The sequence below is a fragment of the Actinoplanes sp. NPDC023714 genome, from assembly GCF_040639855.1.
Lineage (GTDB): Bacteria > Actinomycetota > Actinomycetes > Mycobacteriales > Micromonosporaceae > Actinoplanes.
Map to the genome: position 1 here is coordinate 1,116,879 of NZ_JBFAAR010000001.1, position 15,632 is coordinate 1,132,510.

The following is a 15,632-nucleotide window of genomic DNA, read 5'->3' on the forward strand; positions in this document are numbered from 1 at the left end:
GTATCAACAGACTGTGAGCAACGAAAAGCCGTACCGCCGCGCAGCAAGGCACCTGACCACCGGTTTCGCCGCCGTTCTGGTCTTCCTGGCGCTCATCGTCCCGGACCAGATCTTCCGGCTGCCGCCCGGCAATTCGGCATTCACCGCTCTCCTGCGCATCCCGGTCGAGGCACTGGTGGCCGGCACGGTCCTGCTCCTGCTGCCGGAACGGGGGCGCCTCGGCCGGGCCCGCCGGCCGATCGTCCTCTCCCTCGGCGTGCTGCTCGGCCTGCTCACCGTCGTGAAGTTCATCGACATCGGGTTCTTCGCGGTGCTGGCCCGCCGGTTCGACCCGGTCCTCGACTGGATCCTGGTCGACGACGGCTTCAACTTCCTGACCGACTCGATCGGCAAACCGGCCGCGATCGCCGCGGCGGCCGGCGCCGTCGTGCTCGCCGCCGGCCTGGTCGCCGCGATGGCCTGGGCGGTCAACCGGCTGGCCGCAGTGCTGTCGGACCACCGTGGCAGCGCTCGCCGGGTCTGGGCCTGGCGGGGTCTCGGCACGGTGGGCGTCGCCTGGGTCGCGCTCACCGCCATCGGCTTCCAGCTGATCGGCGGCATCCCGGTCGCGTCGTACACCGCCGCCGAACTCGCCGCGCACACGGCGCTCGCGCTGCCCAACGACCTGCGCGACCGCAAGCGGTTCGCCGAGGAGGTCCAGGTCGACGCGTTCCGCGACCGGCCCGCCGACCAGCTGCTCACGGCGCTGCGGGATAAGGACGTGATCGTCTCGTTCGTGGAGAGCTACGGGCGGGACGCCGTGGAGAACCCGCAGTTCAACGGCCCGGTGCTGGCGAGCCTCGCGGCGAACGGGGACCGGCTCGCGAAGGCCGGCTTCGCGTCCCGCAGCGGATACCTCACCTCGTCCACGGCCGGCGGCGGCAGCTGGCTCGCGCACGCCACCTTCCTGTCCGGCCTGTGGATCGACAACGAGCAGCGGTACCGCAGCCTCGTCTCCACCGACCGGCTCACCCTGACCCGGGCGTTCAACGAGGCCGGGCACCGCGCCGTGGGCGTCGAGCCGGGGATCACCTTCGCCTGGCCGGAGGGACAGTTCTACGGGTACGACCACATCTACGACTCGCACACGCTGGGCTACAACGGTCCCGCGTTCAGCTGGTCCACGATGCCCGACCAGTACGTCATGTCGGCGTTCCAGAAGCTCGAGTACGCGAAGAAGGACCGCGGCAAGCTGCTCGCCGAGATCACCCTGACCTCCAGCCACACCCCGTGGGCGCCGGTGCCGGACATGGTCGGCTGGGACCGGGTGGGTGACGGCAGCGTCTACGGCCCGATGGTCACCGGCGCCGAGTCACCGCAGAGCCTGTGGAAGGACGGCGACCGGGTGAAGTCCGCATACGCCCGGTCGGTCGCCTACTCACTGGACAGCCTGCTCGGGCACGCCGCCGAGTACGGCCGGGACGATCTCGTCATGGTCTTCCTCGGCGACCACCAGCCGGCGCCGGTCGTGGTCGGGCAGAACGCCACCCACGACGTGCCGATCACGATCGTCGCGAAGGACCCGGAGGTCTTCCAGCGGATCGCGTCGTGGGGCTGGACCGACGGCCTCAAGCCGGCCCCGGACGCGCCGGTCTGGCGGATGGACACCTTCCGCGACCGTTTTCTGACTGCTTTCGGCCCGGACGGTGACCCACACTGACCTTTCTCCACCCTGGACCGGCCGGCCACAACGCCCCGTGGCCGGCCGGTTCGCCTTCCCAGCTGTCCCGGCGGCCGGGATCTTCCGGCCGCGGCCCTCCGAAGGGGCCGGTCAGTCGAGGATCTCGATGACCTGGCCGGCGGGGAGGCGCGGGGTCTTGGGCGGCGCCGAGTGGGCCGGGTCGAGGGTGCCGAGCCGGAGCGCCAGGAACGGCCAGCCCAGGCCGCCGAGCATCTGCCGCAGCGCGACCCGGCTCGACGGGATCTCCACCGGTCCGCTCAGCGGCAGCAGGCTCACCGCCTGCTCGGCCGCGGTCAGCCAGAGCCGGCTCAGCGCCTCGCCGCCCCGCAGCCAGTCGGCGGAGTCGTCGCCGGTGCCGTAGAGGACCGCGTACGTCGCCCCTTGATCATGCCCCCCACCTGCCGGAAGCGTCCCCCGGACCGAGAAGTCGCGCTCCGCGACGGTGGTGAGCGGAAGCTCCTCGGGGAGGGCCGAGGCCGGGATGCCGGTGCCCTCCTCGCGCTCGCCGCCCACCCAGTTCGCCGTCTCGGCGCGCAGCCGATCGTCGGTGTCCTGCGCCTTCTGCGCCTGCTCCACCGCGACGGCCAGCTCGATGACCTGGTCGCGCTTGAGCACGTGCAGCTTCGCCCCGGCCTCCTCGGCGGCCTTCGTCAGGAACGCCAGCACGCTCTCCGGGATCGCCTCGTCGGTGACCGTGCGCCGGTCGGTGCGCCGGACCTGCAACATCTGGAAGTGCCGGGTGGCCTCGGGCCGGATCGCCTCCCGCTCGGTCGGCCTGATCACGGCGAGCGGGCCGTTCTCCGGGGTCTCCGGCCGGGAGATCTCGTAGCGCCAGCCCTCGGCCTCGAGCGCCACCTGGGCGTGGTGCAGGGCGGTGCCGCAGCTGAGCAGCAGCATCCGGCCCTCCGGGTCCTGCTCGGCGAGCTGCCGCTCGGTGACCCCGAACAGTCGCAGCTCACCGCCCTGCACGACCCAGCGCCACGGCTGAGTGTTGTGGATCGAGGGAGCGAACCGGGCGGCGTCCGCAGCCTGCACCAGGGCCTTCTTGACCTCTTCCGCATTGCTCATGGCACCAGTATTGCCGGTACCTGGTGCTCCGAGTACGGCCTTCAGGCCCTAGTCTGCGCAGGTGTTCTCCATTGATCTCGGCGACGGCGCGCAGCTCCGGCCGATCGAACCCTGGCAGGCCGCGGAGTTCCTGGCGCACATGGACCGGGCCCGGGAGACCGTCGATCCGTGGATCCCCTGGGCCAGCATCAGCACCGACCTGGCGACTGCAAGAGCAACCCTTCAGAGGTACGCCGACAAGCAGGCCGCCGACACCGGACGCCTCCTCGGCATCTGGCGGGACGGGACGCTCGTGGGCGGCGTCATGTTCGTGGCGTTCGACACCGGATCGGGCAACTGCGAGATCGGCTGCTGGCTGGAGCCGGCCGCCACCGGCCGCGGCCTGATCACCACGGCGGTCCGGGTGCTGATCGACTGGGCGTTCCGGACGCGCGGCATGCACCGCGTGGAGTGGCACTGCGACCCGCGCAACGTGGCCAGCTCGAACATCGCCCGCCGGCTCGGCATGACCCTGGAGGGCACGCTGCGCGAGGCGTACCCGTGGAAGGGCACCCGGCGGGACACCGAGATCTGGGCCCTGCTGAATGTTCGCTGAACCCTCCCTCACCCATCGGCGGGAGGACGGCGCGGACGTCCCGCTGCTGCTCTGGCGGTTCCCGTCGCCGCTGCTCGGGGCGTCGACGGCGGTCCTCGGCGGCGGCGTCGGGCCCCGGGAGTGGCTGATCAACGCCAGCGTGCCGATGTCGTACTCCCGGCCGGACCCGGACGCGCACCTCGCCGGCCTCGCCGATCAGCTGGGCCTCACCGGTCCCGGCGTCGGCATGATGACCGGCGTGGACGTGGCCGACGTGGTGTCCGCGCGCGACGACGGCGTGCAGGTCTGTGCCACGGTCGGGCTCGGCGCGCCCATCCCGGCCGCGGATCCGGACGCGGTCGGCTTCGAGCATCACGCCGGGACGGTGAACATCGTGGTGTGGATTCCGCAGCGGCTCGGCGACGGGGCACTGATCAACGCGGTGGCGACCGCCACCGAGGCGAAGGCCCAGGCCATCGGTGATCTGGGGCTGGCCGCGACCGGGACGGCCACCGACGCGGTCGTGGTGCTCTGCCCGCTCGGCGGGCCGGTCGCGGCGTACGGCGGCCCGCGCTCGCGCTGGGGCGCCCCGATGGCCCGGGCCGTGCACCGCGCCGTGCTCGACGGCGGCGCGGTCAACCTCGCGACCGGCCGGTCCTGGTCCGACCGGCGCTCCTGAGACCGGCGCTCCTGAGACCGGAGTTCCTGAGATCGGCGCTCCTGAGACCGGCGCTCCGGTGGTGTCGGCATCGCGACGCTCGGTGGGCGGGTTCGGGGTCGTACCGGAGGAAAACGCCACGAAAGAATCGACATTCGCGGCGAATCGCCTGCGCGCAAGGACGTTGCGTACGTCACCCCGACGCCCCATGCTGGTGGGCGTGCCCGAACGCATCGCCGAAGTCACCGCCCTGCTCGCCGAGGTGCTGGCTCCGCGCGCCCCGCTCACCGTGATCGTCGACGGCGGTGATCCGGGCGCCGCCGCGGCGTTCGCCTCCCGCCTCGCCGCCGCGTTCCCGTCCGCGTCCCGGGCCTGGAGCATCGACGCGGTGCTCGGCCTGACCGGCCCCGGCGGCGGCCTGTCCGACTCGGCGCTCAACGTGCTCGAACCCGCCACCGACCGGATCCTGGTCTTCCTGCGCGGCGGCCCGCGGCACCGGTTCGCCGAGGGCGACGGCGAGCGCCGCGCCCAGGTGGTGATCGACCACCGCGACCCGGAGTGGCCGGTGATCAGGCAGATCGACCCCGACCTGGCCGACCCCGACCGGTGGTACCTCTCGGAGAGCCGGGCCTTCTTCGCGGCGAAGGCGGAGGACTGGGACGCCAAGTTCGGCGACGACATGCCGCGCTACGCCGAAGCGGTCCGGCTCGCCGGCGTCGAACCCGGCCACGTGGTCCTCGACGTCGGCTGCGGCACCGGCCGGGCGCTGCCCGCGCTCGCCGCCGCGGCCGGGCCCACCGGCCGCGTCCTCGGCCTCGACTTCACGCCCGAGATGCTGGAGGAGGCCCGCAAGGACCGGCGCGACGAGTGCGCCACCCTGATCCTCGCGGACGCCCGGCGGCTCCCGGTCGCCGACGCCTCGGCCGACGTGCTCTTCGCGGCCGGCCTGGTCCACCACCTGCCCGACCCGGTCGCGGGCCTGGCCGAGCTGGCCCGGGTGACCCGCCCCGGCGGCACGCTGGCGATCTTCCACCCCACCGGCCGCGCCCAGCTGGCCGCCCGGCACGGCCGCACCCTGCGCCCCGGCGAACCGCTCAGCGAGGAACGCCTCGGCCCGCTGCTCGCCGGGTCCGGGTGGGAGCTGCGCGACTACGAGGACGTCCCGGATCGCTTCCTGGCGCTGGCCGAGCGCTGTTGACGGCCCTCGATAGCCTCCGCTGCCATGACCGACGTCAGAGATGCCGCCCGGCGCTGGGCGGAGACCTGGACCCGGGCCTGGCCGGCGAAGGACGCCGCGGCGATCGTGGCGCTCCAGGCCGAGGCCGGTGACCACTGGGCGTCGATGTTCCGGCGCTATCCCGGGCGCACGGGGCTTTCGGCGTACCTGAAGGAATGTTTCTCGCAGGAGAGGCTCCCTGCCGAGGTCCGGTTCGCGGAACCGCGGGTGGACGGGGACACGGCCGCGGTGGAGTACTGGGCGGTCATCCATCCGGGCGACGAGCCGCTGACCATCTCCGGGTGCACGGTGCTGCGCTTCGACGAGGACGGGCTGGTGGCCGAGGCGCGCGACTACTCCCACGTCGAACCGGGCCGGATCCCGCTGCCGGACGGGTTGTTCCGATGATCGCGCTTCCGGTCTCTTCGGCCTAGGTTCCTAGGACGTCCATCGCCCCGCCCCGGCGTCGAGGTGTTTCAGTTCGTCGGTCAGCAGGGTGGTCAGGTAGTCGTGGCGTTCGCCGTCCGCGGGGATGCCCCGGCTCGGGCCCTCGGTCAGCATCAGCGTGTAGAGGTGGATGCGGTAGAGCGCCATCCGGACCAGGGCGGGCCTGTCCCAGGGCTCGGTGCGGGCGTAGCCGGCCAGGAAGGGGTGGCCGGGTTCCTCCTCGATGCGGCGGAAGAGGGCGGGGGAGACCAGGTCCAGCAGGGGGTCGCCGTAGAGGTAGCGCTCGCCGTCGACCACGCCGCTGAGGGAGCCGTCCGGGGCGACGAGCACGTTGCCGTCCCAGAGGTCCCAGTGCAGCAGCGCCGGGCGGGTCACCTCGGCGAGCGCGTCGTGGTAGCGGGCGACCAGGCCGTCGAGCGGGGGCAGCGGCACGTTCCAGTGGGCGGCGTCGGCGCGCAGCTGGTCGAGCATCGCCGCGAAGACGGCGGGCCAGGAGTCGCCGGAGGGGCGGTCGCCGGTGTAGCCGAAGTGCGGGCCGGTCACGGTGTGCACGCGGGCCAGGGCCGCGCCGAGCTGGCGGCGGGCCTGCGGGGAGTCGCCCTCGGTGAGCGCGCGGCCGGGGAGCAGGGTGGTGATCAGCCACGCCGGCTCGGCGCCGGCTTCCGAGGTGGCGAGGACCAGGGGCACGGGTACGCCGGGAACGCGCTCGCGGACCAGCCGGAAATACTCCGCCTCGGCGGCCAGCACGTTCTTCTCGTACCCGAGAAGGCGGGCCTGCGGCGGAGGTCCCACCTTGACCACCACCTGATCACCCGAATCGAGGGTGACCCGCCAGACGGTGGCGAAGCCGCCGCCGGTCAGCTCGGCGCCGTCCCGGACGCCGGAGCCGAGGCCGGAACGCACGATCGCGGCGACGTCGTCGAGGATGAGTGATCGCTGAGTCGGACTGCGCATGACAGGCATTGAACACCGGGACATCCCCGGCAGCGTGTGCGCCGCCACGGCGGAGGGTGTCGCCGAACACGTGACGGCGTGCAAGGCTGCTTAGGTCGCAACGGAAAGAGCGGGGAAGCTTCCATGGGGATGGTCAAGGTCGTGGGGCTGGTGCTGCACCCGCGGCGGGACTGCGGGTCGGCGGTCGACACCATCGTGAACTGGGCGGCCGAGCGGGGAGTCACCGTGCTCGGGCTGCCCGACGAGATCACCCGGATCGCGTGCACGGCCGTCGCGGTGCCGCAGGAGGAGATGGTCGAGCGGGCCGGGCTGCTGGTCAGCCTCGGCGGTGACGGCACGATGCTGCGGACCATGCGGCTCGTCGAGGGCCGCAAGACGCCGGTGCTCGGGGTCAACGTGGGCCGGCTCGGCTTCCTCGCCGAGGTGGATCTGCCCGACCTCAGCGACTCGCTCTCGGCGATCGACCGGCACGATTTCACGATCGAGTCGCGGACGGCGGTCCGCACGGTGCTGCCGGACGGCCGCGCGGTGACAGCGTTCAACGACATCGCCCTGGTCCGGGTGCCCGGTCACGGCCTCGCCGCGGTCGGGATCCGGGTGGAGGAGCACGGTTTCGTGAACTACGCGGCCGACGCCGTGATCGTGTCGACGCCGACCGGGTCGACCGCGTACAGCTTCTCGGCCGGCGGTCCGATCGTGTCGCCGAACGTCGAGGTCCTCATCGTCAGCGCGGCCGCGGCGCACTCGTCGTTCAACCGCTCGCTGGTGCTGGACACCTCGGAGAAGGTCGCGCTCGACGTGCTGCCCACCAGCGGCCGGCTCGCGATCGAGGTGGACGGCATCATCGAGGGCTACGCCGAACCCGGCACCCGGCTGGAGATCGAGCCGCTGCCCGCCGCCGCGCAGGTGATCCGGTTCGGCCGGACCTCGTTCTACGAGCGGGCCCGCCGCAAGCTCCGGGTCGAGGGCAGCGCCCAGGTCGGCGCCCCGGACACCGGCGACGCCGTGGTCGTCGACAGCTTCGAGCAGCAGCGCTACGAGGTGATGCTCGGCGGCGAGGTGGCCGGCGTGCTGCACTACCGCCGGCACGGCGACCGGGTCGAGCTGCTGCACACCGAGGTCGACCAGGCCTTCTCCGGCCGCGGCCTGGCCGGGCGCCTGGCCGCCGCCGCCCTGAACGACGCCCGCTCGCGATCCACCCCGGTTACCGCCACCTGCCCCTTCGTTGCCGGATATCTAGAACGCCACCCGGAGTTGAGGTTTTGATGGGCCAGCCCGCGATCCTGACCGTCGACGACGACCCCTCGGTCTCCCGTGCCATCGCACGAGACCTGCGCCGCCGCTACGGCGACCAGTACCGGATCATCCGGGCCTCGTCCGCCTCCGAGGCCCTCGACGTGCTGCGCGAGCTCAAGCTGCGCGGCGGCCGGGTCGCGGTCATGCTCGCCGACTACCGGATGCCGCAGATGAACGGCATCGAGTTCCTGGAGCAGGCGATGGACCTGTTCCCGCACGCGCGGCGGGCGCTGCTCACCGCGTACGCCGACACCGACGCGGCGATCCAGGCCATCAACGTGGTCGACGTCGACCACTACCTGCTCAAGCCGTGGGACCCGCCGGAGGAGAAGCTCTACCCGGTGCTCGACGCCCTGCTGGACGCGTGGCAGGCCACCGGCGACACGGAGCTGCCGGACATCCGCGTGGTGGGCCACCGCTGGAGCGAGCCGTCGTACCAGATCCGGGATTTCCTGGCCCGGAACCTGGTGCCGTACAAGTATTTCGGCGCCGACGAGCCGGAGGGCCGCCGGCTGCTGGAGGCCGCGGACGCCGGGCCGGAGTCGGTCCCGCTCGTGGTGACCGCGGACGGCAAGGCGCTGACCCGGCCGAGCGTGCAGCAGGTCGCCGAGGCGGCCGGCCTCTCCACCACCCCGGGACGCGACTTCTACGACCTGATCATCGTGGGCGGTGGCCCGGCCGGCCTGGGCGCGGCGGTCTACGGCGGCTCGGAGGGGCTCAAGACGCTGCTGGTCGAGCGCCGGGCGGTCGGCGGTCAGGCCGGGCAGAGCTCGCGGATCGAGAACTACCTCGGCTTCCCGGACGGCATCTCCGGCGCCCAGCTCACCGAGCGGGCGCGCCGGCAGTCCGAGAAGTTCGCGGCGGAGACCCTCAACACCCGCGAGGTGGTCGGGATCCGGGCCGACGGCTCGGCGCGGACGCTCACCCTCGCCGACGGCCGGGAGATCTCCTCGCACGCGATCCTGCTCGCGACCGGCGTCTCCTACCGTCCGCTGCTGGCCGACGGCGTGGAGGGGCTGACCGGCTCGGGCGTCTTCTACGGCTCGGCGTCGACCGAGGGACCGGCCTGCGCCGGCACCGACGTCTACATCGTCGGCGGGGCGAACTCGGCCGGCCAGGCCGCGCTCTTCTTCGCCAAGTACGCCCGGAAGGTCACCCTTCTGGTCCGGGGCGACTCGCTCGAGTCGTCGATGTCGTACTACCTCATCCAGCAGCTCGCCCGGATCGAGAACATCGAGGTCCGGACCCGCTGCGAGGTGGTCGGCGCGCACGGCGACGGCCACCTCCAGGCGATCACGATCTGCGACAGCAAGGACGGCACGAAGGCGACCGTGGAGTGCGGGTACCTCTTCGTGTTCATCGGCGCGGAGCCGCGGACCGACTGGCTCGGCGACACCGTCGCCCGGGACGGGAAGGGCTTCATCCGTACGGGTCCGGATCTCGTGGCGAACGGTGAGCGCCCGCGGGGATGGGATCGGGACCGGGATCCGTTCTATCTGGAGAGCAGTGTCCCCGGCATCTTCGCGGCCGGCGACGTCCGGGCCAACTCGATCAAGCGGGTGGCCTCGGCGGTCGGCGAGGGAGCGATGGCCGTCGCGCTGGTGCATCGTTATCTGGAGGCGCAGTAAGTCATGACCATCGAGACAGAACAAGTCCGGCTCGAACCCTGTGACCCCGGCCGGCTCACCGTGGACGAGCTGCGCACCCTGTTCCTCTTCGAGAAGCTGACCGACGACCAGCTGTCCTGGCTGGCCGGGCACGGCTGCACCATGCGGGTGCCGGCCGGCGGTCTCGTGCTGCGCGAGGGCGACCCGGCCGAGTCGTTCTTCGTCCTGCTCAGCGGCACGATCTCGCTGACCCGGCGGGTCGGCGCCGACGACGTCGAGACGAACCGCACCGAGCAGCGCGGCGTCTACATGGGCGCGACCCAGGCCTACCTGCGCGACGACGGCGTGCCCCGCAACTACATGGGCTCGATGCGGGCGCTCTCCGACAGCGAGTTCTTCGTCCTCTCCGCGTCCGACTTCGGGTCGCTCATGCGCGAGTGGTTCCCGATGGCGATCCACCTGCTTGAGGGCCTCGCCTTCGGAATGCGCAGCTCGCAGGCGGCGATCGGGGAGCGGCAGCGGCTGGCCGCGCTCGGCGCGCTCTCGGCCGGCCTCATGCACGAGCTGAACAACCCGGCCGCGGCCGCCGCCCGGGCCACCGGCGCGCTGCGCCAGCGGGTCGCCGCCATGCGGATGAAGCTCGGCAAACTGGCCGCCGGCAAGGTAGCCCCGGACCGCCTCGTCGCGCTGCTCGAACTCCAGGAGGAGGTCATCGAGCGGGCCGCGAAGGCGCCGGCGCTCACCGCCATGCAGACCGCCGACCGGGAGGACGAGCTCGGTGACTGGATGGAGGAGCGCAACATCACCAACGCCTGGGACGTCGCGCCGGTCTTCGCCCAGGGCGGCCTGGACACCGACTGCCTCTCCGAGATCGAGGAGCGGCTGGCTTCGGACGAGCTGCTCGACCAGGCGATCCACTGGATCGGGTACGCGCTGGAGACCGAGCAGCTGATGACCGACATCGAGGACGCCTCGGGCCGGGTGTCGTCGCTGGTGTCGGCCGCCAAGCAGTACTCGCACATGGACCGGGCCGCGCACCAGTGGATCGACGTGCACGGCGGCCTGGACAGCACTCTCGTGATGCTCGCCCACAAGCTCGGCGGGGGCGTCCGGGTGGTGAAGGAGTACGACCGTACGCTGCCGCAGGTCCCGGCCCACCCGGCCGAGCTGAACCAGGTGTGGACGAACCTCATCGACAACGCCGTGCACGCGATGGCCGGGGAGGGGACGCTGACGATCCGGACCTATCGGGAGAACGACCGGGTGGTCGTGTCGGTCGGCGACACCGGCCCGGGGATGCCGCCCGAGGTGCGCAAACGCGTCTTCGAGCCGTTCTTCACCACGAAACCGGTGGGCGAGGGGACCGGCCTCGGGCTGGACATCTCGTACCGGATCGTGGTGAACGGCCACGGCGGGGACATCCTCGTGGAGTCCCAGCCGGGCGACACGCGGTTCCTGGTCCGGCTCCCGATCGCGGAGCCGGCCTCGGCCTAGCCTTTCGACGCGCCTTTCAGAGCAGGCCGCGCACGTAAGCGGCCTGCCCGGCGTGCTGGACGTCGTCGTCGATCACGCTGACCAGGCGGACGCCGAGCGTGACCGGCGGGTCCCAGTTCTCGTCGACGACGCGGTCCAGGTCGTCGCCGGTCAGGCCGCGGAGGTAGCCGAGGGTGCGGGCGTGCACGGCCGCGTAGTAGTCGGCGAGGGCGTGCCAGTTCTCCGGCTGCACCGCGGCGACCTGCTCGGGCGAGTGGCCGTACCCGTGGTCGGACGGGTCGGGCTTGAGGCCGAAGCGCGGCGCCCACTCGCCGGTGAGATAGACCTGCTCGGCGTCGATCAGCTCGGCGATCTGGGCGTCCTGCCCGCGGGCGAGGTGCCAGACCAGCCAGCCGATCGTGTTGGCGCCCGCTTTCGGCGCCCAGCGCAGCTGCGCCGGGGTGAGGTCGCGGACGGCGACGTCGACCAGCTCGGGGAGGCGTCCGTGCGCCTCGATCAGGATGTCCTTGGCGTCCATGGTCATTCGGTGCCTCCCTGGATCTCGCTGCCGCCCGTGTCGCCGCCGCCGGTGGTCGTGTCGCCGCTGCCGGTGTCCTCGCCCGACGTGCTGTCGCCGCCCGTGGGCTGCTGCGTCTCCGCGGGGGCTTCCGGGGCGGCGGTCTCGGTGCCCTCCTCGGCCGGCGCGGTCGGCGTACTTGTCTCGGGCATTTCCTCCGAGGTCTCCCTCTGCTGCTCCTCCTCGGCCGAGGTCGCCGGCGCCGGCGTCTTCTCGTCCTCCGTCTTACCGGACTCCCCGGACGAGTCGCCACCGTTTCCGGAGAGCTGGAACAGCGTCGGGCTGCCGCTGTCCCCGCCGCGGGTGGCGTCCGCCGCGGACTTGCCGGTCATCAGCTCGACGGCGGTGAGCGTGCCCAGGCCGAGCACGAAGAGCGCGCCGGCCACCAGGGCGACCCGCTTCCACCGGATCGGGCGGGCCGGCTCGCCGGACGGCGGCTCGTCGGTGGCGGGCACGTCCGGGGTGCCCACCGCGGCCGGCGCCGTCACGAACGTGGCCTGCAACTTCTTGGTCCCGTGCTCGAGGTAGCGGTGGTAGACCTCGGTGGCGATCGAGCTGATGAGGCTGGCCACCGCCGCGCCGATCACGGTGCCCGCCAGGCCGAGGAACGAGCCGACCACGGCCGCCGAGACGGCCGCGAGAGTGCCGGCGATGGTCTTCGGAATGTCGATCTTCGACCAGATCCGGGGCTGCGCGAGGTCGGACATTTCCCTCCTCGGGAGTGTGGGGTGTCAGCGCCAGCCCTTGCCCTTTACCGCCACTCCCAGGGATAAACCTCTATCCCTGCCGGCCGGCCCCTATCCCTGCCGGCCGGCCACGGCGAAGCGGGACGCGAGCGCCTCCCGCAGCGGCCGGATCACGATGCCGTCCTCCAGCTCCATCTTGCGACGGGCCAGGCGGCGGGTCCGCAGGATGCCCAGCACGCCGATCGCGGCGACGGCGAACTGCACCGACATGGCGACCCGGAAATCGTCGATGTGATAGTCGGCACTGCCACCCGTACGGGCGTCCAGGACCAGGCCGATCAGCAGGATCGAGAGCAGCGACGCCACGAAGCCGCCGACGTTCACGACGCCGGTCGCGGTGCCGAGGCGGCTCGGCGGGTTGAAGCTGCGCGCGTAGTCGAACCCGATCATCGACCCGGGGCCGCCGAGGCCGAGCGCCACCACCAGCAGCACGAGCAGTGCCGTCGGCGCCTGCCCGGGCCAGGCCAGGACCAGCGCCCAGGCGCCCATGTTAGCGGCCACGATGCCGAGCACCATCAGCGAGCGGCGCAGCGGGAACCGCTGGGTGAGCATGCCGAGCACCGGGCCGGAGGCCATGCCGGTCAGGACGAAGACGATGAGCAGGGTGCTCGCGGCGCCCCGGCTCAGGCCCTCGCCGGCGATCAGGAACGGCACGCCCCACATGAGTGCGAAGACCGTGCCGGTGAACTGGGTGGTGAAGTGCGTCCAGAGGCCGAGCCGGGTGCCGGGGTGCCGCCACGCGCCGGCCAGGTCGGCGCCGAGCCGCTGCCAGGTGATCGCGCTGCCGCTGTTGACCCGGCGCTCCGGGGTGTCGTGCAGGGCCGCGAACGCGACGACCGCCACGAACACGCCGGCGCCTGCGGCACCGACGAAAGCGGTGGTCCAGCCGGGACCGGCGAGGAGCGCTGCCAGGGGTACGGCGGAGAGCAGCTGACCGATCTGGCCCACGATCCCGGTCACCTGGGTGAGGACCGGGACGCGCCGTGGCGGGAACCAGTGCGGCACCAGCCGCAGCACGCTGATGAAAGTCATGGCGTCGCCGGCGCCGACCAGGACGCGGGCCGTGACCGCGCCGGCCACGTCGCCGCTGAACGCCATGAGCGTCTGCCCGGCCACCATCAGCAGCGCGCCGGACAGCACGAGCCGCAGTGATCCGAATCGGTCGAGCAGCATCCCGACCGGGATCTGCAGGCCGGCGTAGACGAGCAGCTGCAGCACGGCGAAGCTGGCCAGGGCGCTCGCGCCGATGTCGAACCGGTGCTGCGCGTCGAGCCCGGCCACGCCGAGCGACGTCCGGTGCAGCACGGCGATGACGTAGGCGGCGAGGCCGGCGGACCACACCGCCCAGGCCCGGGTCTCGGGACGCAGGGGCATGGCTCGCCTCTCAGCCGGAAGTCAGGTTCCTCCCAAGCCTTTCTCGGCGAGCCGCCCGCGACAACGTGCGCTTGTTCACTGCTCCGCGGCGACCAGGTGGGTGTCCAGCCACTCCAGGACCACGCGGAGGTACTCCGCCCGGGACGACCGGCGCAGCAGCTCGTGGCCCTCGCCCGGGAAGAGCAGATAGCGATGCGGCACCCCGCGATCGGCGAGCGCCTCGACCACCTGCTCCGCCTCGATCACCGGGACGTTGCTGTCGTTCTCGCCGTGCACGACCAGCAGCGGCGCGCGCAGCCGGTCGATCCGGGTGATCGGCGACAGGTCCCGGAGCAGGTCGGCGTCGCGTACCGGGTCGCCGTACTTGCTGACGGCGGCCGCCGCGATCCACGGCTCGGTGTGCTCGTAGAACGTGGCGAAGTTCGACATGCCGCACACGTCGATGCCGACGTCGAAGAGGTCCGGGAACGTGGTCAGGGCCGCGAGCGTGAGATAGCCGCCGTAGGACCGGCCCATGCAGCCCAGGCGCGAAGCGATGCCGTTCTCCCGCAGGAAATCGGCGCACGCCCGGACGTCCTCGATCGCGGCGTACCGCCGGGCGCCGTTGTCGGCGTCCACGAAGCTGCGCCCGAATCCCGACGACCCGCGCACGTTGGCGGCGAAGACGGCGATGCCCCGGTTCACCAGCGACTGGAAGAGCGGCCCGTGTCCGGGCCGCTCCTGCGCCTCCGGGCCGCCGTGCAGCCAGAGCAGGGCCGGGTGCGGCCCGGGGGTGCGCGGCCGGAAGAGCCAGCCGGTCAGCGTGAGCCCGTCGTGCGCCGGGAAGACCTCGAGCGTCGGCCGGACCGCCCCGGGCGAGGCCGCGTCCGCCGAGACCGCGCTCACCTCCCCGGTCGCGCGGTCCCAGACCCAGACGCCGTGCGGCTGTCCCGGCCCCTCCGCCGTGAAGGCCAGCGCCGACCCGTCGAAGCTCCACGCGAGCTCCCCGACCACCAGGCCGGGGAGCGGCGAGATCAGCTCCGGGACGCGATCTCCGTCGTGGTCGAGGCCGATCAGCGCGACCTCCGACTCACCGCCGCGCACGTTCCACAACACCGCACAGGTACGGCCGTCGGCCGTCACCGCGAAGTCCTCCACCTCCCCGGCGTCGACCCTCCCGGCATCGGGGTCGCCACCCGGAGAGACCGTGCCGGTGAACGCCTCCACCGCGTCGCCGTCGACCCGGAGCAGGACCGGGCGCTCGCCGTCCTGGCTGAGCGCGTAGACGCAGCCGCCACCGGGGCTGAACACGGCCCGCTCGCCGCGCGTCACCGGCTTCTCCACGCCGCTCGCCAGCTCCCGCAGGACGATCTCGCGGGCGCCCCGGGGCCCGTACCGGAGCAGCGCGAACCGGCCGGCCGGGTCCATGTCCAGGAGCGAGAGCAGGTCGCCGCGCGCCACCACCGTCCGGGTCTCCTGCACCACGTCGACGAGGACCGCCGTGGTGAGGTTCTCGGTGAGCGCCAGCACCGGGCGGCCGGGCAGCCACCGCATGTTCTCCGCGGTGTCCGCGCCGAAGCCGCCCACCTGGTGCAGGTCGGAGCCGTCCGGGCGGACCAGCCAGACCTCGTGCCGGGGCGCGCCGCCGGGGGTGATCTCGCAGGCCAGCCAGCCGCCGCCGGACGACCAGCGGACCGCGGCGACCGGTTCCGGGCCGGTGTCGACCCGGAAGGTCAGCTCGCTGCCGACCGGCTGCACCCAGACGGCCGGGACGCCGCCGCGGTCGGAGACGTACGCCAGGTGCCGGCCGTCCGGGGAGAGGGTGGGCGACCAGTTCCCGGCGACCTCCGACTCCTGCCGATGGCGGGCCGGATCACTCCAGCCCACCGGCAGCACGGTGATGTCGGCACGGCCGAGCTGACCACCCATCCCAACCTCCAGAT

14 protein-coding genes are annotated in these 15,632 nt (G+C 72.6%); 8 read left to right on the forward strand and 6 right to left on the reverse strand.

Going from position 1 to position 15,632, the window contains the following annotated elements:
• The first annotated feature begins 13 nt into the window (after positions 1–13).
• A complete protein-coding gene (locus AB0G10_RS05300) occupies positions 14–1,699 on the forward strand; it encodes a sulfatase (RefSeq protein WP_360916770.1) in 1,686 nt (561 codons plus the stop codon).
• Between the two features lie 111 nt (positions 1,700–1,810).
• On the opposite strand, the gene AB0G10_RS05305 is transcribed toward AB0G10_RS05300, so the two are convergent.
• Positions 1,811–2,788: a nitroreductase gene (locus tag AB0G10_RS05305; RefSeq protein ID WP_360916773.1), complete on the reverse strand. Its 978-nt coding sequence runs from the start codon at positions 2,786–2,788 to the stop codon at positions 1,811–1,813.
• A 61-nt stretch (positions 2,789–2,849) separates the two neighbouring features.
• Here AB0G10_RS05305 and AB0G10_RS05310 point away from each other — a divergent pair, with 61 nt between their 5' ends.
• The 4 genes from AB0G10_RS05310 to AB0G10_RS05325 all read left to right on the forward strand — a co-directional run bounded on the left by AB0G10_RS05310 (position 2,850) and on the right by AB0G10_RS05325 (position 5,644).
• Positions 2,850–3,383 (forward strand): GNAT family protein, encoded by a 534-nt coding sequence (locus tag AB0G10_RS05310; protein ID WP_360916776.1) that lies wholly within the window; start codon positions 2,850–2,852, stop codon positions 3,381–3,383.
• The gene (locus AB0G10_RS05315; protein WP_360916779.1) at positions 3,373–4,041 is read left to right on the forward strand and encodes an adenosylcobinamide amidohydrolase; all 669 of its coding nucleotides are present in this window, start codon (positions 3,373–3,375) and stop codon (positions 4,039–4,041) included. The genes AB0G10_RS05310 and AB0G10_RS05315 overlap by 11 nt, the downstream gene beginning before the upstream one ends.
• 199 nt (positions 4,042–4,240) lie before the next feature.
• A complete protein-coding gene (locus tag AB0G10_RS05320; RefSeq protein ID WP_360916782.1) occupies positions 4,241–5,218 on the forward strand; it encodes a methyltransferase domain-containing protein in 978 nt (325 codons plus the stop codon).
• Between the two features lie 24 nt (positions 5,219–5,242).
• Positions 5,243–5,644, forward strand: coding sequence for a nuclear transport factor 2 family protein (locus tag AB0G10_RS05325; protein ID WP_360916785.1), 402 nt, complete (start codon positions 5,243–5,245; stop codon positions 5,642–5,644).
• A 30-nt stretch (positions 5,645–5,674) separates the two neighbouring features.
• On the opposite strand, the gene AB0G10_RS05330 is transcribed toward AB0G10_RS05325, so the two are convergent.
• Positions 5,675–6,637 (reverse strand): aminoglycoside phosphotransferase family protein, encoded by a 963-nt coding sequence (locus AB0G10_RS05330; RefSeq protein ID WP_360916787.1) that lies wholly within the window; start codon positions 6,635–6,637, stop codon positions 5,675–5,677.
• A 123-nt stretch (positions 6,638–6,760) separates the two neighbouring features.
• Here AB0G10_RS05330 and AB0G10_RS05335 point away from each other — a divergent pair, with 123 nt between their 5' ends.
• Genes AB0G10_RS05335 through AB0G10_RS05345 form a run of 3 tightly spaced genes read left to right on the forward strand, consistent with a single transcriptional unit; the run spans position 6,761 to position 11,034 of the window.
• Positions 6,761–7,903, forward strand: coding sequence for an NAD(+)/NADH kinase (locus tag AB0G10_RS05335; protein WP_360916790.1), 1,143 nt, complete (start codon positions 6,761–6,763; stop codon positions 7,901–7,903).
• A complete protein-coding gene (locus AB0G10_RS05340) occupies positions 7,903–9,561 on the forward strand; it encodes an FAD-dependent oxidoreductase (protein ID WP_360916793.1) in 1,659 nt (552 codons plus the stop codon). Before AB0G10_RS05335 ends, AB0G10_RS05340 begins: the two co-directional genes overlap by 1 nt.
• 3 nt (positions 9,562–9,564) lie before the next feature.
• Entirely contained in the window at positions 9,565–11,034 is a 1,470-nt protein-coding gene (locus tag AB0G10_RS05345; protein WP_360916796.1) for an ATP-binding protein, read from the forward strand.
• Between the two features lie 16 nt (positions 11,035–11,050).
• Here AB0G10_RS05345 and AB0G10_RS05350 read toward each other — a convergent pair whose 3' ends face one another.
• The 4 genes from AB0G10_RS05350 to AB0G10_RS05365 form a co-directional block, all read right to left on the reverse strand.
• Positions 11,051–11,551, reverse strand: a complete 501-nt coding sequence (locus AB0G10_RS05350) for a DinB family protein (RefSeq protein ID WP_360917965.1) — start codon at positions 11,549–11,551, stop codon at positions 11,051–11,053.
• 2 nt (positions 11,552–11,553) lie between these two features.
• Positions 11,554–12,297: a hypothetical protein gene (locus AB0G10_RS05355; RefSeq protein ID WP_360916799.1), complete on the reverse strand. Its 744-nt coding sequence runs from the start codon at positions 12,295–12,297 to the stop codon at positions 11,554–11,556.
• Positions 12,298–12,387: 90 nt separating this feature from the next.
• Positions 12,388–13,710 (reverse strand): MFS transporter, encoded by a 1,323-nt coding sequence (locus AB0G10_RS05360; RefSeq protein WP_360916802.1) that lies wholly within the window; start codon positions 13,708–13,710, stop codon positions 12,388–12,390.
• 75 nt (positions 13,711–13,785) lie between these two features.
• Positions 13,786–15,618 (reverse strand): S9 family peptidase, encoded by a 1,833-nt coding sequence (locus AB0G10_RS05365; RefSeq protein WP_360916805.1) that lies wholly within the window; start codon positions 15,616–15,618, stop codon positions 13,786–13,788.
• Between the last annotated feature and the right edge of the window lie 14 nt (positions 15,619–15,632).